Source organism: Enterococcus malodoratus ATCC 43197 (genome assembly GCF_000407185.1).
Lineage (GTDB): Bacteria > Bacillota > Bacilli > Lactobacillales > Enterococcaceae > Enterococcus_A > Enterococcus_A malodoratus.
Window position 1 is genome coordinate 1,434,636 of the sequence record NZ_KE136481.1, and the last position, 20,028, is coordinate 1,454,663.

At 39.6% G+C, this 20,028-nt stretch carries 17 protein-coding genes and 1 pseudogene; 7 read left to right on the forward strand and 11 right to left on the reverse strand.

Features of this window, described 5'->3' with window-relative positions:
- Position 1 precedes the first annotated feature (1 nt).
- A complete protein-coding gene (locus tag I585_RS07155; RefSeq protein WP_010743057.1) occupies positions 2–949 on the reverse strand; it encodes a class I mannose-6-phosphate isomerase in 948 nt (315 codons plus the stop codon).
- Positions 950–1,093: 144 nt separating this feature from the next.
- Between I585_RS07155 and I585_RS07160 the strand changes: the two genes are divergently transcribed.
- The gene (locus I585_RS07160) at positions 1,094–1,852 is read left to right on the forward strand and encodes a DeoR/GlpR family DNA-binding transcription regulator (protein WP_010743056.1); all 759 of its coding nucleotides are present in this window, start codon (positions 1,094–1,096) and stop codon (positions 1,850–1,852) included.
- A 40-nt stretch (positions 1,853–1,892) separates the two neighbouring features.
- Here the strand turns inward: I585_RS07160 and I585_RS07165 are convergent, their stop codons facing one another.
- Complete coding sequence (locus I585_RS07165; RefSeq protein ID WP_010743055.1) at positions 1,893–2,546, reverse strand: isochorismatase family protein; 654 nt, start codon at positions 2,544–2,546, stop codon at positions 1,893–1,895.
- A gap of 129 nt (positions 2,547–2,675) precedes the next feature.
- On the opposite strand from I585_RS07165, the gene I585_RS07170 reads away from it, so the two are divergent.
- On the forward strand, positions 2,676–3,008 hold the full coding sequence (locus I585_RS07170) for a hypothetical protein (RefSeq protein WP_010743054.1): 333 nt from the start codon (positions 2,676–2,678) through the stop codon (positions 3,006–3,008).
- Between the two features lie 51 nt (positions 3,009–3,059).
- Here the strand turns inward: I585_RS07170 and I585_RS07175 are convergent, their stop codons facing one another.
- From I585_RS07175 to I585_RS07190, 4 genes are all read right to left on the reverse strand, one after another.
- Positions 3,060–3,935: an ROK family protein gene (locus I585_RS07175; protein ID WP_010743053.1), complete on the reverse strand. Its 876-nt coding sequence runs from the start codon at positions 3,933–3,935 to the stop codon at positions 3,060–3,062.
- Positions 3,936–4,078: 143 nt separating this feature from the next.
- Entirely contained in the window at positions 4,079–5,392 is a 1,314-nt protein-coding gene (locus I585_RS07180; RefSeq protein ID WP_010743052.1) for a glycoside hydrolase family 125 protein, read from the reverse strand.
- Entirely contained in the window at positions 5,346–7,994 is a 2,649-nt protein-coding gene (locus I585_RS07185; RefSeq protein ID WP_010743051.1) for a glycoside hydrolase family 38 N-terminal domain-containing protein, read from the reverse strand. The genes I585_RS07180 and I585_RS07185 overlap by 47 nt, the downstream gene beginning before the upstream one ends.
- Before the next feature lie 36 nt (positions 7,995–8,030).
- Positions 8,031–9,410, reverse strand: a complete 1,380-nt coding sequence (locus I585_RS07190; protein ID WP_010743050.1) for a PTS sugar transporter subunit IIC — start codon at positions 9,408–9,410, stop codon at positions 8,031–8,033.
- Between the two features lie 157 nt (positions 9,411–9,567).
- Here I585_RS07190 and I585_RS07195 point away from each other — a divergent pair, with 157 nt between their 5' ends.
- Positions 9,568–10,284 carry a GntR family transcriptional regulator gene (locus I585_RS07195; RefSeq protein ID WP_010743049.1) on the forward strand — a complete coding sequence of 239 codons (717 nt, stop codon included), beginning with the start codon at positions 9,568–9,570 and terminating at the stop codon, positions 10,282–10,284.
- 42 nt (positions 10,285–10,326) lie between these two features.
- Here I585_RS07195 and I585_RS07200 read toward each other — a convergent pair whose 3' ends face one another.
- Entirely contained in the window at positions 10,327–11,745 is a 1,419-nt protein-coding gene (locus I585_RS07200; protein WP_010743048.1) for a glycoside hydrolase family 1 protein, read from the reverse strand.
- 297 nt (positions 11,746–12,042) lie between these two features.
- Between I585_RS07200 and I585_RS07205 the strand changes: the two genes are divergently transcribed.
- Positions 12,043–12,756 (forward strand): GntR family transcriptional regulator, encoded by a 714-nt coding sequence (locus tag I585_RS07205; RefSeq protein ID WP_010743047.1) that lies wholly within the window; start codon positions 12,043–12,045, stop codon positions 12,754–12,756.
- Positions 12,757–12,906: 150 nt separating this feature from the next.
- Positions 12,907–14,256 (forward strand): PTS sugar transporter subunit IIC, encoded by a 1,350-nt coding sequence (locus tag I585_RS07210; protein WP_010743046.1) that lies wholly within the window; start codon positions 12,907–12,909, stop codon positions 14,254–14,256.
- A gap of 93 nt (positions 14,257–14,349) precedes the next feature.
- On the opposite strand, the gene I585_RS07215 is transcribed toward I585_RS07210, so the two are convergent.
- Positions 14,350–15,498, reverse strand: coding sequence for a hypothetical protein (locus I585_RS07215; RefSeq protein WP_010743045.1), 1,149 nt, complete (start codon positions 15,496–15,498; stop codon positions 14,350–14,352).
- A gap of 439 nt (positions 15,499–15,937) precedes the next feature.
- A complete protein-coding gene (locus tag I585_RS07220) occupies positions 15,938–16,381 on the reverse strand; it encodes a MerR family transcriptional regulator (protein ID WP_010743044.1) in 444 nt (147 codons plus the stop codon).
- 142 nt (positions 16,382–16,523) lie between these two features.
- Here I585_RS07220 and I585_RS07225 point away from each other — a divergent pair.
- Together I585_RS07225 and I585_RS07230 are read left to right on the forward strand one after the other, a co-directional pair.
- Positions 16,524–17,218: pseudogene (locus tag I585_RS07225) on the forward strand (SDR family NAD(P)-dependent oxidoreductase).
- A 157-nt stretch (positions 17,219–17,375) separates the two neighbouring features.
- Positions 17,376–17,939 (forward strand): hypothetical protein, encoded by a 564-nt coding sequence (locus I585_RS07230; RefSeq protein WP_010743041.1) that lies wholly within the window; start codon positions 17,376–17,378, stop codon positions 17,937–17,939.
- Positions 17,940–18,058: 119 nt separating this feature from the next.
- Here I585_RS07230 and I585_RS07235 read toward each other — a convergent pair whose 3' ends face one another.
- Positions 18,059–19,288, reverse strand: coding sequence for a glycosyltransferase (locus I585_RS07235; protein WP_010743040.1), 1,230 nt, complete (start codon positions 19,286–19,288; stop codon positions 18,059–18,061).
- A gap of 12 nt (positions 19,289–19,300) precedes the next feature.
- Positions 19,301–19,993, reverse strand: a complete 693-nt coding sequence (locus tag I585_RS07240) for an aspartate/glutamate racemase family protein (RefSeq protein WP_010743039.1) — start codon at positions 19,991–19,993, stop codon at positions 19,301–19,303.
- Between the last annotated feature and the right edge of the window lie 35 nt (positions 19,994–20,028).

Genomic DNA, 20,028 nt, shown 5'->3' on the forward strand with positions numbered 1-20,028 from the left:
TCTATTCCTCCTCGTTTTTATAACTTGCGACAAACATATCTAACGTTCCCGCGATCTCTAAGGAATCGACTCCGGCTGGAACCAAGATCGTTTCACCTTTCGAGACAGTTACATCATTCACCTTGCCTTCACCTTCTACTATAGTAATGAAGGCAAAACGTGCGAGCTGATACGTGCCCCGATCTTCCGTTTTGATTCGGCTTAAACTGTATAAACCCGGTTCATCCCAATAATCAGTAATCTCACAGCCAGCTTTTTTATAAGGTTCGATCCAAACAAATCCTTCTGAGGTATCAGGAACCAGGACATTTTCCAATACCTTGTCAATGTGCAGTTCTCTTTCTTCACCAGTTTCTGGTTCGATTCTGCCATAATCATATAAGCGATACGTCAGATTCGCGTTACGAGAAATGTTGTAGGTCAAGACATCTCGATTTATTGCATGCAAGGTGCCTGCGGGAATGTCAATAAAGTAATCTTTCTTAGCTGGTAAATACTTCAGTAATTTTCCCCATTCACCAGTCTCCGCCCATTCGGCAAATTCCTTTTTGCTTTTCGCATGATGGCCAAATTCGATCTTGCCATCCGCAGGTGTATCTAAAATTACCCAAGCTTCTGGTTTCCCCCGTGAGTTATCATGTTCCAATGCATATGCGTCATCAGGATGAAGCTGAACCGATAAATCCGATAAAGGATCCAATAAATTCACTCGAATCGGCAGCTCCTCCGTATCGCAATCAAACCAGTCCGGGTATTCTGTATAAAGCTGAGAAAGAGTCAGATCAGTCCCTGCCACCGGACAATCCGCTGCGCCTGGCAAAGCAACAACATTGTACACTTCTCCAATTGGATAAAGATCCGTCTGATAATTAAATGTTTCAAGTATCCGTTTGCCGCCCCAAATTCGCGGTTCAAAAAAAGGTAAAATCTTTACTATTTGTTTTTCCATCAAAAACCAACCTTTCTATTTTGTTTTGCTTCACAATTCAAATTATACATATATTATTGGTTTTATCAATATAAACCAAAAAAATAATTTTGTTTTACCAACAATATAAAGATTTTGTGCTATAATTCTCTCAGGAGGGATCGTATGCGTTTATCCAGTGAAGAACGAAGAAACAAAATTCTCCATGAGGTCATGAATCAAAAAGAGGTCTCGATCAATGATTTAGCTGCAAAATTTCAAGTAACGACAGAAACCATCAGAAAAGACGTCGGTTTTCTTCAAGAAAAAAACTTACTAGCAAAAAAACATGGTTCAGTCGAATTGACGAAACCCTTCTTAGAAAGCGAATTTTCAGTTAAAGAAAAACAGCAAATGAAAGAAAAAAACGCGATCGCGGAAAAAGCTTTGGCCTTTATTCCACAAAACGCGTCGCTTTATTTAGATACCAGTACCACTGTTTTACAGTTAGCAAAATTGCTTGTGATGCGCAATGATTTAACGATCGTGACAAATTCACTGCAAATCAGCCAAATCCTAGCGACCTCTGATAATCAAGTCCTATTAGCTGGCGGTCAATTCCGTAAAAAAAGTAATTCCTACGTGGGCGCTTGGACTTTAAATGCTTTACAAAGTTTAAATCTCGACTTAGGCTTTTTAGGCTGTGATGGCTTCTCCAAAACGGGACCGACAATTCGCTCCTATCAAGAATTGGAAATCAAGAGCACCGTTATTGCTCACTGCCAAAAAAATATGATCCTCTGCGACAGCTCAAAAATCGGCAATCAAGGTCTCTACACTTTCGCGGACTTTCAAGACATTGATATGGTCTTGGCAGAACGTCAACTGACTGAGGACGAACGAAAAAACTTTCCGGATGAGCTGCTCTTTTATTCGCAAGATTAAAAAAACTCCTGCTGAAAAATTTCTCGGCAGGAGCTTTTTACTATTTAGTTTCCTTTTTTGCTTGTTCAATCCTAGTTAAAATGTCTTCTGTTGTAGTCGTTTGTCCCAACTTAACAAATAATTTTTCGAAAAAAACTTGATGCAGCTCATCATCGCGATCGGCACAAGCATCTTCTACTACAATGACCTTATACCCATGCTGATACGCATCAAGGGCAGTTGCATAAACACCGTTGGCTGTTGCTACGCCCGTTAAGATAATCGTATCGATATCACGGCGGCGCAATTGCAAATCTAAATCCGTTCCAAAGAATGCACCGGGATTATGCTTCGTTACTTTAATGATATTTCCAGTACTTTCATCCGTCGCAATCGGCATCACATAGTCAGCAAACGCCGCAGGTAAATCGGTGTATGCTCGACCACTGCGCTCCTTATTCAAAAATTGCATTGTCGTCGGATCAACGTTGACCAGCGTGATCCAACCTGCTGTATTTTTCAACGCTTCGGCTAATTGATTATTCTTTTCCAATACCTCTGAAGCAGTGTAAGGCTTCAACTCACCAGTCCCCATAATCCCTTTTTGCAAATCAATGACGACCAAAGCCGTTCTCGCTAAATCTAAATTCTTCAAATAAAACACTCGCTTTCTATTTCTCAAAAAGTTCCTTTCGTAATCTACGCCATTTTTCATTGAAAATCCAGTTAAACTAATCAATTTAAGAAGGAAAACGTTTCATTTAATATTTGTGATCCCTCAATTTGCTAGGTACAATAAAGAGGAATAGCCTGTTTGATATTTCTCACAAAGGAGGAACGTATTATGAAGAAAGCATTGCTCGTCGTGCATCGGTATAAACCAGAAAAAGATGATGAATGGGGTTCTATCGCAAAAGATTATGCTACTTCGGATATGATCGAAAACATAGCTAAAATGCATCCAAACTATGATTGGCGTCCCGCTACTTTGGCGGAGGCTAGACAATTAATGCATGACCTTAAAATCGATTGGCTGATTTTAGTCCCCATGTTGAAGGAACATATCGAAGAATTAAACGCTTATCCTGATGTTCAAGTCGATTACCTCACTCCTGGCGAGTACGGCAAAGTAAGCAAGCCACCATTCAACTTCCTAAAAAAAGATTACTTAACGTGATTCATTCTCGTGAAAAAACCACTCTCCTTTTGAAAGGAAAGTGGTTTTAATTTAATCCTGTTCTTCTAAAAACTGATAGACTGCACCAATCAAATTCGCTTGACTCAAAAATTTACATGGCATAATAGAAGCCTTTAATTCCTTCGCGCCTTTTTTCAGCAATAATTGCTGTACCCGTTCTTCTATATTGAACAATAAATCTTCTCTTGTTGATATTCCACCGCCGATCAATACTCGATCCGGGTCCAATGAAACCAAAATGTTATAGATACCGATACTCAAGGCATTGTAGAAGTAGTCGATCTGTTCTTGAGCCAATTCATCGCCAGCTTCAGCCAAGTCAAAGATTTCTTTGCTAGTATAGCTTCGATCGTCCGCTTTGATGTTTGAAAAACGTTTAGACATAGCCACTGGACTGCCCAGGTCGCTCAACGTTTCCAGGGTATCATCATTCATAACCTGATACCCGAATTCGCCGCCAAATAAATTCGTCCCTGAACGTAATTTCCCATTGATCGCGATTCCGCCGCCAATTCCCGTACCGATAATCATAAGTGCAGCCGACTCTAACCCTTTCGCATTTCCCTGCCAAATCTCAGCTAGCGCCGCACAATTCGCGTCATTTTGAAAGGAGACCGGCACACTTAAAAAGTCTGCCAATTCTTGCTTGATCGGAAAACGATGAAGATACGGCACGGCGCTTACGCCATAGATCACACCCTCTTCGACATTGACCGCTCCCGGCGCACTGATTGCCACCCCGTCAGTGATTTGATGTTCTTCCACCAACAATTTTAAATACGCTTTCATTTCATCCCATGTTTTTGGTGTTGGATAGCTGGGCAGCTCCGTTAACGCCTCATTTCCCCATAATCCGCTTTTGATCGCCGATCCGCCGATATCGATTGCTAATATTTTTTGACTCAACACTTTTCCTCCCTAAAAACGGCAAAAGAACTTTTTCTTTTGCCGTTTATTTCTATCTTTTAATTTTAATGAATATGAAACATCGTTACAATATTCTTCTTTATCGAAAAAACAAATTCCAGCAAAAAAATCAGCCGGTCGATTTATTTTTTTAGTTTTAAATAATGCAAAGCCAAATTGCAGTAAGTCATATTCGCCCAGGAAAACCATTCTCGGGTAAACTGATTAGGATCATCTACATTGATACCTTCATGACATTGCAAAGTACCTGCATCTGTTTTTGAAATCAGTTGAAGTTTTGCTTCGATCACTGCTAAATCATCTGATGTTAAGCCTTCCATCGCCAAAGAAATCGGCCATACATAAGCGGATGGTGTATGCGGACTGCCAATCCCCTTCAGACATTCACCAGTATAATAATAAGGATTCGCAGTGCTCAAGATTTTACTTCGAGTAACGAGGTAAGTTGGATCATTTTCTGCGCAAAAGCCTAAAAATGGCAGCGAGAGTAAACTAGGTACATTCGCATCATCCATAAATAAACTATTTCCTAGCCCATCGACTTCATAGGCGTAGTAATACTCGCCATTTTCATCGACTAAACGTCCATATTTTTCAATTCCTTGTGTGATCTCCGCCAACAAGCGAGTCATTTTCTCTTCAAGTTTCGGATTCGATTTTTTCGGCAGCAACTCTAATAACTGTTTCAAAATAACCACGATGAACTGATTCCCCGGAATAAAGTAACCATAGTAACAAGCATCATCACTCGGACGAAAACCGCTCCATACCATGCCTGTATACTCAATCGGACGGCCTTTTCCATCACAAGGAATTGTATCAGATGGCGGACAATCTGTCCGAACAAAGGTGTACATTGAAGTCTCATGATGCTGCTCGCGAATGAATGTATCTATCGCAACAGAAGCAGCTTCCCAAAATTTTGGGTTCAAATGCTCAGTATAACCTGCTTGCTGCAACTGATACCCTAAGAAAAACGGAGCACATAGTGAATCAATTTCAAATTTACGTTCCCAAACTAACGCCGAAATAGGAACATTTGATGTGTCATTACTGTAGTGTCCGCCATCCGCTTCTTTGTTAAAAGCATTCGAGTATGGGTCATGCAGCAAATAAGTTAATTGCTGCTCCAAAACTCCATGAACCAATTTTTTAACGGCCGGAACTTTGTCTGCAATCATTAAATATGGCAGCACTTGAAATGTGGAGTCACGCAACCACATCGCTGGAATATCTCCAGTCGCTACAAAAATTTCACCATTTTCACGAACCGATACTGTATTCGTGATCGTATCAACGAAGGCCTGACGAAAAAGCTTTGTTTCTTTTTCTGTAGGAAGCTCTACTGTATCAGCATAAGCTTGAATTTCTTCAATTAGTTTTTTCTGATCAATCATTGCTTCTCCCATCTTTTCCTCGATTGAAGTAGATACCATATGTGCGAATCTCCCCGCTGTTGAAGTCGGCCAGTTCAAATTCAGTTACATTTGACGCAATAGAACGGATAAATTTTCCTTCTAAATCAAGTAATACGATATTCGCAGGCTGTTCAAAGGATAGTTTTCCGGGAGCTGTTTTAATAGTCTCAAAAGTATTATATAAGCGCAGTTCAAATCCGCTATTATCGATCGTTGGCAAGAAGCTGCTAAAAACGACCGCTAAATCTTCCACCGTGATGAATGATTTTAAAACAAGTTCTTTTTGCAACGGATTTACTGGAAAATATTGAATCGGTGTAGTAAACCGATTGATCGTCTGCGTTTGATAGTACAAGTTTTCCTGAGTAGTTTCCAAATAGAGCATCTGTAATTTTTGCGGATTGTACAGATTTTCTAAAACGATACTGCCTTCAAAAACAAGTTCTCCAATTAATTGACTTTGCGGTGTTGGCACTACTTTTGTTTGCAATCCAGAGGCATCACCGGGTCTTCTCAAAGTATCTGGACGACCTAAAAATCCTACTCCGCGAAACAAAGTGATTGCCAATGTATCATACATTTCTCCTACCACTTGAAAATCTTTTGTTCCTCTGGTCAAAAAACTCCAACTTGATTGTTCATCATGAATATTGGCAAAATGGATCATTGGACGCATACTAGTCGGCTCTTCCTTATACCCGATTTCTCGCCAATCATGTAAATGTGTATCTTCAACTGGACGTTTGATCACACCAAATTGTGTATCCGCGTAAGAGTATGCCGCCTGAACATCTGTTACGATCATTAATCGCAAACGATGATCCAGTACGTGATTGTCAATCGTCAATTTCACATCGATTGCCGTACTATTTTTAGCCAGTTGTAATTCCAATATATAGTCAACTTTGCCATCTAATTCTTGTGCTTTACGTGACTCAAGGTTATACGGGAGTTTCCATTGACCCTCCACGATGATTCGGCTGAGTAAATTTCCTTGCTCGATCCTCACGTCTTTTGTCTGCGTGAAATCAAGAGTCAGTACCCAATCATCAAAGGCCGGAGAAAAATCATATGTGTCGCCTTCGTCTCCCCCGTCTTCAACTTTCAAGAAATCAATCTGCCAAGTTTGCTTGTTCTTTGAGAACAGATCAAACTTTCCTTCTTTAAATTGTAGTAAAAAGTGTTCATTTTCGATTCGTTCGGCTTTGTTGAGCGACTTTGCCAAATCCTCTGTTTCTAAAAGCTGCAGCTGCAGCCATCCCATCGCAGGTAAGTCGCACTCCAACATAATCGTTGACAAATAATAGTAATCATCAATCATCTCAGATCGATCACGTCGCAAACAGCCGGCATTTTCTTTTTGCTGATCAACAATTTCAAAATCGATTACATTCCCTGCCTGATCCATTAAGGAGAAGGACGAGTTTTTCGTCGAAACAATGATTTTACGTATTGTCGCATTTGTAAATGGCAATGGATTCCAAATAAACAAGTCATTTTCCTGTTCGTTATTCAACGAGATGCTTAGTTTTCTCAACAAATAATCAACACACGATTGTGCCTCTTGTAATGCGTTGATTCCACGCATCAAGATATCTTGGTTCGTTTCATCACTATTACAGCCACCGGCGCTGTCATGCGCTTGACCGCGTGCGACAGTTTTCCAAAGACTATTGATCAGTCCTTGTTTTGTCGCGATCCCGTAATTGTTTGCAAGAGCCGACATGGGTTCCAATTGGTACGTAAGCACTCGCTCCAACTGATCATAAACTCGTTTCAAGTCATAGCGTGAAGAATAAATACCTCGATGGATTTTTGAATCAGACGGATCAATGAACTCACCAGATAATTCTTTAAAAGAGGCCTCGTTTTTCTCTAAGGCTTTAAAAAAATCCGGATAGCTGCTTTCGATGAATTGACTATCATTTTCAATTACTTGATTCGCTTTAGCAATCCGCTCTTTTAAATTGAAATCAATTGCACGCTGATCTCCTCCGACCGGTAATACATGTGCATTGCTTTCCGTTTCTGTTGAAATACGATCAAATAAATCAGCAAAATTATCCTGTTCAATCAAATCAACGCCAGCATAATACCCGTTTTTGATATTAGCAGTCAGAACTTTTGAACCATCATTACTTGTCCAATAGAAATAGCGTACCTGAGCTTCTTTAGGCATCCCTCGCCAAAACAATGCTTGCTCAATCCCGAAACCGTTAAAGATTTTCGGCATATCTTGACTTTGCCCAAAGGAATCAGGTAAATAGCCGATTCGCATACAGCTACCTAAATTCTCAGCTTCTTGAATCCCAATTCGCAGATTGCGAACCGTTGACTCCCCAGAGGTCGTCATCTCATCGATTTGTGTAAACCACGGACCAACAAATAAACGACCAGCTGTCACTAATTTCTTGATTTGTTCTTCCTTTTCAGGAAAAATCGTCAAATAATCCTCCACGATCGACATCTGACCATCTAATGTATAATAATCTAATTGGTTGTTTTCCAATGCGGCTAAAACCTCATCCATATGGAAAATAAATTGAACCCGGGCTTCCTGTCTCGTAAAATACCATTCATAATCCCAATGGGTGTGAGCTACCGTGTAAATATCCTTCATCACAAAAAATTCCTCAATTCTTAAAGATCTTTGTTTCTAACCTGCATTTTCTGCCATTAACTGAGCAGTTGTTTCTTCTTTTGTTTGTTCTTCGATTAACTGTTCCGCTCTTTCATGGCGTTGATTTAAAACAACGAATGGTGCGTACAGCACGACATCTAGCACCACTAGTACTGCTGTTAATATAACCGGACTAATATGGAACGCACCTAAAACCCACGTACTTAAAAAGATCGGTTCATTTCCGGAGTTCAGTACAACTAATGGAACAACCCAGCCGATTGACGTCACAATATATGCAATCACTGCATTAATGATCGGTACTAAAATCCAAGGAATGAACATCAATGGATTTAAAACGATTGGCAAACCAAAGATGACTGGTTCATTGATCCCAAAACAACCGGGGATCAATGCCAATTTTGCCACTTCTCGTTCCTTCTCACCTTTTTTTGTGAAGATCAGCATTGCGATAATCAATCCAAAGGTCGCACCTGATCCACCGATCATGGCATAAACATTGGTCATCGTATTAGGCGAAATCGTGATTCCAGCAAAACTTTGGGTCTCTGCGAATTTTGCGACGTTCTCTAAGAACAATGGCAACCAAAAAGCAGATACGACACCCCAAACAATATTAAATCCATGCAATCCAAGGAACCAAAGAATTTGCTGCAGCAAGATAACGATCAGTATCGCCGGCAATCCCGTTCCAACTGAAAGCAAAGGTTTTATCAGTATTTCCGAAATCATTTGCAGCAGTGAAACGTAGCCTAATGATTCAATCAAGATACGTACTGCTCCAAAAATCAACAACACTTCACTGATCGGAATCAATGAAAAGAAAGAATCAAATACATTTTGCGGTACATTACCAGGCATTTTAATCGTAAATTTACTTCGAGTAAATTTTGCAAATAGAGCAACTGAGATCATCCCAACGATCAAGCCAGTAAACATTCCTTCATAGCTGAAGAACGAGGTTGAGAATCCTTCGATCACCTTAGCTTTTGGTTCTAAGAAATTTACATTCTTAGGGACCATCACAAAATACGCCGCAAATGCCAATAATGTTGCTATAATAGGATTTAAACGTTCATTATTTTCTTTACGTTTTAATTCTATCGCATATGAATATGCAGATGAAAACACAACGATCAATGCGACAATACCTAATGTTGCGTTTCCTAAGTAGCCAAATAATTCACTGATATTTGTTAAAATGACATTATCAATATGTTGACTCTTAATAAGTGCGTCTAGCTGCATTTTGATCAAATTGGAAAAAGAACCTACAACTGTAAATGGAATCGTTCGAACAAAGGCGTTCTTAATTGCTTGTAAGATGGTGTTGCCTTCAACCCAAGCAGATGCTTTAAGTAAAGGTTCTTGAAGTTTTTGCATATCAAATTTCATCATCGGTACTCCCTTATCAAATTAGTCGAAAACGTTTTCTGAATCCAATTATATACAAATTGATAAATTTGTAAACACAATATTTTTTAAAAACATTTACAAATTTTATTTTTAATGTTAAATTGTATACACAAATGCTAAAAAGGAGGTTGACAAGTTGTACAAGTACCGCGAAATTTATTCAGATATTAAACGTGATATTTTAACAAATCATTATCGTGCTGGGACTTTACTACCGACACAGGAATTTTTTGCAGAAAAATATGATGTTTCGAGAATTACTCTAAAAAAGGCATTAAATTTATTAGAAAATGATGGGTTGATCTTCAGTAAGCAAGGTTCCGGAACATTCATTCGCCCTCAAATCGAAAATAATGACAGTGAATTATTACCATTAGATTTACCGGTTGGTGTGACCTACTCTCATCGTGATCAAAAAATTTCCAGTAAAATTTTATCTTTTGATGCACGTTTGCCAGAAAAAGAAGAACAGCAAAATTTAGGGATCAACGCAAGCGATCCTGTCTATCAATTCAAACGTGTCCGTTCCATTAATGAACAAATCTATAGTTTGGAGCATGTCATCATGCCTACACAAGTTGCCCCGTTGAATGAAGAAATCCTTCAAGGTTCTGTGTATGATTATCTTGGACATGTAGCCAAATTACAGCTGACCGATGCGCGGCGAATTATCTATGCGGATCACGCGGATCAAGAAGTCAGCGATTCTTTAGAAATTGAAGCAGGTTCTCCTGTTTTGGTTATTGAACAGGTCGCTTATGATCAAAAAGGCAGTGCCTTTGAATTTTCAAAATCCTACTTTATCAGCAGTAAAAGCAAGTTTTCACTAGATATCCATTTGAATCGAAAATAGAAAAGCGGCGGTGACAAATTTTGTCACCGCCGCTTTTTTTATTTATACTAATCGATCAACATCATACTCAAAACCATTTTGATCGCTGAGCTGTTTGTAGAATTCGCCGCTTTTCTTGATCGTCCGTTTTTGTGTTGGCAGATCAAGAGAAACTAAACCATAGCGATTCTTATAAGCATTGATCCATGACCAGCAATCGATGAATGTCCACAGATGGTAGCCTTTGATATTGCACCCATCATTGATTGCCTTCCAAAGATAGGCTAGATGGTCCTGAACATATTCGATACGGTAATCATCGATCACCTGACCTGTTTCATCCATGAAACGTTCTTCATTTGCTACGCCCATCCCATTTTCCGAAATGAAGGATTCAATGTTGCCATAGTTTTCTTTGATATCCATACATAGATCATGAATGCCTTTTTCATAGATTTCCCAACCACGGTATTCGTTCATTCGACGGCCAGGCATCACATGGTTCTCAAAAAACCAGTCTGGTAAAAACGGCCCCTCTGGATTGACAGCCGTTAGACGTGCTTTTACCCGCCGCGGTTCATAATAATTCAGACCCAAGATTTGAGCAGTATTTTCTTTAATACAAGCAAGGTCTTCTTCTGTATAATCACTTGGTAGTTGGTCATATTCCCGCAGCAGTTCGACTAATTTTTCTGGATACCTGCCTTTGACCATGGGATCTAAGAAGCTGCGAACATAAAATAAATCGGCAATCTCCGCTGCCTTCACATCTGCTGGATTTTGACTTCGCGGAAAGGTCGGACTTAAGTTCAAAATAACACCGATCTTACTATTTAAATCACGTTTCTTATGCGCCGCAATCGCTTTGGCGTGGGCCAAGATCGTAAAATGTGTTGCCTGCGCTCCACGCTTAAAATCAATTATATTCGGATAATGGAAATCCTCTAAATATGAACCCAAGATTGGTCCTAATGGCTCGTTAAAGGTGAACCAATGATAAACCAAATCACCAAACTCCTTGAAGCAAGTATCCGCAAATTTCACATAAGCATCGACCACTTCCCGCGATTCCCAGCCACCTTTATCCTGCAAGACAGCCGGCATATCAAAATGATATAAGTTGGCAAATACTTTGATGTTATTCTTGTTCATTTCCGTAAATAAATCACGATAGAATTCGATTGCTTTTGGATTGACTTCACCTGTACCATCCGCTGGAAACATCCGCGCCCATGAGATCGAAACTCGGAAAGAATTATGACCGGTTTGTTTCATCAACTGCACGTCTTCTTTGTAGCGGTGGATATGATCCGTCGTAGTCTCTGAACTAATGCCTTGATAAAAACGATACGGCTGTTCCTTATACCAGCGTTCCCAGACAGTTTCCGCTTTACCTGTTTCCCCCCGGCCTTCTGATTGTTCCGCTGACCAAGCGGAGCCCCACCAAAAATCCTTTGGAAATGTTAATTGCTGTTTATTCATTGTGTCCCCCTTTTTCATAATTAAGACTTCATTTTTAGGCTGTATGTCTATCAGACATACTCTCTAGCCAAAAATTTGGTCATCAATTTCAGTTCTTAAACATGTGAACTGAGAGAAATGACATTTTCTTGAATGCCATTTCATCATAACACCGCTTCCGTAAAAATAAAATAGCTTTTTCATTAAAAATATATACTTTTAAAATCAATTTATCTTTTTACCTTTTAAAGCATTGCTAAAACGTCGCAAAAGTATATAATTATTTATATCTTTATTCGCTTATTCAAGGAGGTAAAAATGAGAAAGAACGCTAAATATATGGAAATTTATTTAGATGTAAAAAGAAAGGTTGAAGATGGCACCTATGCTATCGGGGATAAATTGCCTACTGGTATTGAGTTGGCTAAACACTACAACACTAGCAAACTAACGGTTAAAAAGGGGTTGGACATGTTAGTTTCTGAAGGGGTTTTGCATAGTCGAAGCGGATTTGGGACTGAAGTCTTGCGTAAACCGATCGACAATTCAAAGGTTTTTGGCCCTAGCGAAGGCTTGATGAGCGTTGTTGGAGAAGATCATGTTGATTCGGAGATTCATACCTTTTCAATTGAACTTCCTTCAAAAAAAGTGGCTGAGAGACTGCAACTCAACGAGAAAGAGTACATTTATAATATCGTCCGCAGTCGTTTTGTCGATCAGCAGCCCTATTCCTTAGAACAAACCTTCATGCCCCTCTCCATCATTCCCGGCTTGGAGCCGAAGCATTTAAAAAAATCTGTTTATTCCTATATTCGTGACGAATTGCATTTAGAGATTAATGCCTCACACGTTTGGATGAAGGGAGTACTGGCAACAGAGTTTGATGCTAAAATCTTGGGAATCGATGTGGGCGACTTTATGATCGAAATTGAAAAGAGTGTTTCTTTAGCGAATGGCACACCTTTCGAATATTCCATCACGAGACACTTGTACAAAGACTTTATTTTTGAAGCTGTTTTTATGGAGAATTAAGTTATGAGCTGGATATTTCAGCTCTTTTTTTGTCGCCTCTCAACAAAAGTATATATTTTTCAAAAAAGGTATTTACTTTATTTGAATTACGTTTTATTATGTAACCAAGGAAAGTGCTTACAAAAAATAAAACAATAAGGAGAATCTAACGTGGATAAAACAAATAAAAAGGAACAGCTCTTTGAACGCTTTGGAATTATCGCGACGAAGCTAGGCAATCAGATCCACATGCGAACTTTACGTGACGCGTTTGCCACATTCATGCCTTTCATGATGCTGGCAGGGTTCGTGACCTTAATCAATTACGTCATTTTAGAACCAACAGGTTTCATGGGAAAGATCGTCAATCCGGCAACACTGACAAAAATCCAAGAAATCGGTATGTCAATCGCCAATGGTACATTGAGTATTACGACATTATTAGTCGTGGCCGCAGTTTCATATCATATGTGTGTCAGCAGAAATTATACCAATCATATTGCAGCGGTCTTGGTTTCGATCTCCACTTTTATGGTATTGACCCCAATGAAAATGATGTTCACTCCTGAAAATGCAAAAAAAGCGATTGAAGTCACAGGGGTTATTCCTGGCACACATACTGGTGCTTCGGGTATGTTCGTCGGAATCTTTGTCGGCTTATTAGCAACAGAGCTATTTATCAAGTTGTCTACAAATGAAAAACTGCAAATTAAATTATCGGGAAATATTCCTCCAGCAGTATTGAAATCATTTAATGTTTTGATTCCGATCATGATTACCGTCACACTATTCGCGGTCATTGGGTTTGGCGTGAACCAACTTTTCAATATGGACGTGAATGGGCTGATCACAAAAGCAATTACTGGCCCCCTAAGTCATGTGACGACAGGTTTACCTGGATTCGTCTTGATTACATCAATTGCGAATTTATTCTTTGGTTTCGGGATTCATCAAGCCGTGATTTCAGGTTCTTTGCTCGATCCCTTTTTACTACAGAACATGCAAGAAAACATGGCGGCCTATGCCAATCATGAACAAATTCCACATATCATTAACATGGCCTTCAAAGATACGTTCGCCGTAATGGGTGGTTCTGGAAATACGATTGCTTTATTGATCGCGATCTTCATTTTTAGTCGCCGTAAAGATTATAAAGACTTCGCGAAGTTATCTGTTACACCTGCCCTGTTCAATATCAGTGAGCCGATCATCTTCGGTTTGCCAATCGTGTTTAATCTTAGTTTGATTATTCCTTTCGTCTTGGCTCCAATCTTCTCATTGGTCACTGCTTATTTTGCGACAGCCGCTGGATTAATCAACCATGTCGTTGTTCAGATTCCTTGGACCACACCACCCGTCATCTCAGGATTCTTAGCAACTGGCGGTGACTGGCGTGCCGCTGTATTGCAAATTGTCATCATTGCCGTAAGTGTCTTTATTTACTTGCCATTCCTGCGTATCGATGAACATGTCACCGCTAAAATGGCACAAGCTGAAGCGGATACGAATGTATTAAACTAAAATTTCCAGCCATAAATAGAAAGGCAAGCAAAACTGTTGAATCATCAGGTTTGCTTGCCTTGTTTTTATATTATTTTGACTTTATGCCTTATTTTAGTAAGCTCCAGCAACTGAGCCGTTTGAGTGATCATAGTTCGTGTTAGCAAATGAAGGTCTGCCACTATTTGTTACATCTTTACCATCTCTCAAGACTTTCAAATTACGGATTTTGAGTGGTGTGTTCGTAGTATCATGTAAAATGTAGGCACCGCCTTCAGCAGTCAAATTCGTTTTATATTGTCCAACGAGTGTATTATTCACAAAATTTTGTACATATCCCGATGCAAAATACTTCACGCGCAGGTGAACGGTTTGGCCATTAGCGATTCGCGGTGCATTTGTGTTAACAGAATAGTATTGTTGCCCAGTAACACCTGAATTTGCTGGAAAATTAATATTGGTTGTATTGATTCTCCCTTGTGCGAAGTTGGCGTCTGATCCCGCTTGGTAATGCAGACCTACCCCAACTTGACCACATGCTTTTCCATTTCCTGCGATAACAAATTGCATCTCATAGTCACTTTTATTTCCTGTCATAGTACCATTTGCCGAAAAATCAATTCTCGCGTTCCCGCTTAAATTTGCTTGATCAAAAGGTTTATTTGAATACAATAAACGATACGATCCTGAAACGCCCTGTTCAACACCGCCAACACCAGTTATGTTAACATCAACTTTCTTTGGTGTTACTCCCGGATTTGGATTATTGTTTGATGCCGCCTTAGTGGAATAGAAACCGATACCCTCATAGCGCCAGCCTACCTTTACTAAGTGATCTTTTTCAGACGCGTGCAATGTGTAATGATGCGTGCCGGTCTTTGCATTTGGGTTATACAAACGATAGACAGGAACAGATCCGCCTGATTGCCACGAGACACCTTCATAACGCCAGCCTACTTTGACTAAATGATTTTTTTCATTTGCATTAATTGTGTAGTGATGGTCGCCGCCGTTGTTTGGATTATATAAACGATAGACAGCCGTTCCACTTGCCGGCGTTTCCCAAGCGTTTCCTTCATTGCGCCAACCTACTTTAACCAAGTGATTACGTTCATTCGTATTTGCCGTATAATGGTGCTCGCCTGAATTCGGATTGTAGACCCTCAGTAACATCGCAGCATCAGCATCCTCCGCCTGAACAAATAATGTTCCGCCGATCAATAAAGCTGCTGCAACAAAAACACTAGCTAAAAACTTTTTCATCTCCATTTCCTCCTATAAATATTTAATAGTTCCTACCAACTAATTGCTTGAATAACGGCTTTTACGTTCTCCTTTCATGCTATTTATTTTTCGAGAATTTCTCCTCTAAAAAAGTACTCGTTTTTTTGTTAGCGCTTTAAAAATAAAATTCTATAATCATCTATTTTACAGACATGAAGCTACATTTTATAAAAAGAATGTTTTATTAATCCATGATGTCAAATATTTATAGAGCATTTAATTCTTACCGCTGAATAAATAATATTTAAAATAATAATTCTATTAATAATGATTATACACATTATCAGGCATTCGTTCTAGTCAAAAATGTCCAGCTATTTGTCATTAATAGCTGGACGATTGTATTCTATAGTGATCCATTTACATTAGTTTGTGGGAGCTGACACATTCAAGAGGACTGTTAGAGTTGTTTCAATCTCTAAACTCGAAATCCATTAGCCAATTGCAGCTCGGCTTTTTCTTTTTTTACGAAAGCTACTTGGGCATCGATTAATTCTTTTGCCTTAGGAGAGTTGTAGCGATCGATTTTGATATCGATCTCCTTAAGATTTTCCATCAATTGTGCTTGCTGCCGCAAAACTTCTTCCTTGTGGGTTTGCAGCAGTGCCTTTCTTTGCGGAATCGTTTTAGACCCGTCCATACAGTATTCAATGTATTGCTTGATATCGTGGATCGGCATACCTGTATTTTTCAAGCAGCAAACGGTGTGGATCAAATTTAAATCAGATTCGGTGAACTCACGATAACCTGAATCATTTTTTGCAACAAATGGTAATAGCCCCTTTTTATCATAAAAACGAATCGTGGAAATCGTCAAATCGAATTTTTCAGCTACTTCTTTAATTGTATATGTTTCAGCCATTTTTATACCTCCTAATTCAGATAGCTAAGTTGATTTGCAAACATGAAAAACCGCTAAACAAGCCCTTTGGCCTAAACCATGGTTTAGGGTTTATGCTTACAGTAAATCAGAAAGAAGAAATAGTCAAACGGAGGAATTTATTATGAAAACAGCAGTAATCACTGGCGCAAATAAAGGGATCGGCTTTGCGATCGCCAAGTCATTGGGGATCAAAGGATGGCATGTCATCATTGGTGCTCGCAACAAAGAACGTGCTGAAACGGCGGTGACTAAACTTCAAGAAGCAGGCGTGTCGCATGTTGACTACGTCTTGATCAATCTTAGCAAGATTGAAACGATCGAAGAAGCAGTAAAAAAAATCCAGCAAGATTTTTCAACGATCGATTTATTAGTGAATAATGCCGGAATCCCTGGCGGACACGGTTCAAGCCTAACTGAAAGCATTGAGGATCTTCAAACGACAATGCAGGTCAATTTCTTTGGTACATTTCAATTAACCCAAGGATTGCTGCCAATTTTAGAAAAAACAATGGTCGTATCGTGAATATTACGATCCCAACTGAAGCAAATCCTTTTTGGAATCCTTTCGCCTACAAGTCAACTAAAGCTGCACAAAACGTGATGATGCAGGCATTAGCAATTGATTTCGAAAAGGAACATAAAAAATTGGAGATTTTCAGTATCCATCCCGGTCCAACCACGACCGATCTAAACGGGAATATTACCGCGGAAGGATTCCATACACCTGATGATGTTGCTGAAAAAATCTCGGACATTCTTTTAGATGGCAACTCTCATCAAGGAGAATTTCTAGAAATCTACGGCGAACTAAAATAATCTCTTTCGATAAAAACAGAACCAATATCAGACTAGCAAACTGATATTGGTTTTTTTATACAACTTAGCGGTCGTATCGAAAAATGAGACGTAAGTCTGATATTAAGGAAATTACAAGACTGGTATACTTTAGAAAAGGTCACGAGGAGGAAAATAAATGAAGAATTCAGATAAAAAAGTGAATGTTGGTAGAAAATTCTTCTGGATTTTATTCTTTTTAGCATTTGCGATTACGGGTTTTACAAACTTTGCGATTGATCATCAATTTACTTGGTTTCGAATTGTCGGCAGCGCTTTGATTTTTGGCGGTTCCTTATTGGATGCTTTGCTTTTCAGTAAGAACTATCGTGTGATTCATTCAGTCTCAGTTTTCACCGTTTTAATTGTCCCGTTTTTCATGGTTATTGAACGGACGGTCAACACTTACTTCTTGGATGCGCCGATTTACTGGCTTTTTCCGATTGGGTTGCCAATCGCACTGACTTGGATCGCGTATTTCTGGGCCAATATCGGGGTTCGCAAAATTTTACATTGGAATATGGGTTCCTGTCTAGGTATCGCCTCACTGTTAGCAATTCCGGCAGTTTTGATTACCAATACCATCGCTAATCAAACAACTGTTTATAACATTATTGAAATGAGTTTTATTACCATTGTTACGCTGTTAGCTTGTGGCGGTCTAGGGTTGATCGCGGGGCTCTTTATGCGTAAACGTAATTAATAAAAAATGAAGGCATCCAGCGTTTGTTCAATCAAACTGGATGCCTTTTTTATGCTTAATTTATTTTTACTAGCAAATAACTATCTACGTCATTTTCATCTGCTGGAAGGTCAAGCGCCCTATTCAAGATACTGTCTTTCGATGATTTCCGCCGCATTCTTAGTACCATTTGTCTTTCTCATTAATTCTCTCATCTCTTCTGCCTTTTCGTACATTTCAGGTGTTTGGAGTATTTCGATTCCCTTATCCAAGGTTTGAGCAGAAACCTTACTCGGACTTAATGCGAGTGCATTGCCAAATTTTTCGCAATAAGCAACATTGACTTCTTGTTCATACTGCAGCCCGATCCCAATAAATGGTTTACCAGAGGAACAAGCCGTCTGCACAGTTCCTTCACCGCCGTGAATCACAGAAAAATCAACTAGCTCAGATACCTCCAAAGCTGGCAGCCAATCGAAAACATGGATATTGCTTGCCGAATGATCGACCTGTAAATAATTTTTGATTGGTGCAATCACCTCAATAGTTGTATTTTCGAAATAGCTCAACACTTTTTTGATCAAGGAGCGATTGCCTGAGCTTCCCATCACAAAATACACGACCAGTTTCTTTTTCTTGCGCGCTTCTTTGATCACTTGAAGAACTGCATCCGGAATAGTATAAGGCAGATGAGCAAAAATCGGACCAACGGATTGGTAATTGACTGGAAAATCTAATTCTGCCGTGAATGCCGGATGCGTGGTAATTAAATTCAAATCACCGTCTAACATATCTATCGTATATTTTGGCAGCTCCAACTGATAGCCTCGAGCAACTTTTTTAAAGGCAGCTGGCTTCCAGGTTAGATGTTTAGCAACTCCAAGAAATGCTTTCCAAAGGGTATTCGCCGGAAGATACGGCTTATTCAACTGGCTAGGCAGCGCACATGACGCTGCATTATTGAAATGTGGCCGCGACATCGCAACTGGCTTGACATATACCAGAGGAATCTTGCTGATACGAGCAGACATGAAAATCGTAACATTGCTGCCGGTCACGATTACCTGCGGAGCTAGTTCTTTGATCAGCGCCAACTCACTCTCGACACGTTCCGCGACCATCTTTGTAGTAAAAGGATTTTTCAAACTTTTCCCTTGATCAAATTTCATAATTGAATCTTCTTGCTGCGGCGTCAGCTTTGGACTCAGCAAATAAACTGCAAAATTCTGCGCTTTGATCAGATCAAGATATTTCTCAGAGAAGCCGCAAAAGGCACAATGATGATCCTGTCGTAATTGTTTGGCAATCTCGAGCATGCGAGTTGTTTCGGCTAGGTTAAACGTTGCGGGTGCAAAAAGAATCGTCTTCATCATTCTCCTCGATTATTCTGCCAAAGCTTGTTCGACGGCTTTTTGAGAATGGATCTCGGTCGTATCAAACACAGGAATCGTGACATCCATTTGCTGAATCAGCAAACCGATTTCGGTACAGCCTAAAATCACGCCTTCCGCTCCCGCTTTGACGGCCTGTTCGATCACGGCAATAAATTTCGCTTTCGATTCTGATAAAATTTTACCGTGGCACAGTTCATCAAAAATTATCTGATTAACCGTTTCGATATCTTCTTCAGTCGGAATCCATACCTCAATTTCACTCTCGATAATTTTTTGTTTATAAAAATCTTGCGTCATCGTATATTTGGTTCCTAATAACGCGACTTTTTTGATACCTTCCTCCTGCAGCTCAGCGATGGTTGCGTCTGCAATATGCAAAATTGGAATCGATAAATAATCCGCGATTTGCGGTGCAACCTTATGCATCGTGTTGGTACAGATCACTAGAAAATCCGCCCCTGCTTGCTCCAATTGCAGTGCTTCTTTTCCTAAAATCTCACCGCTTTTTTCCCATTCGTTTGCTACCTGACACTTTTCGATCTCTTCAAAATCAACGCTTGCCAACTTGATTTTGGCTGAATGCAGACCGCCTAATTTTTGATTTACTATTTCATTGATTCGAGTATAATACGTCACCGTACTTTCCCAACTCATACCACCTAGCAAACCGATCGTCTTCATATACACACCTCTTCTTACTTAATTATTTCTTCATT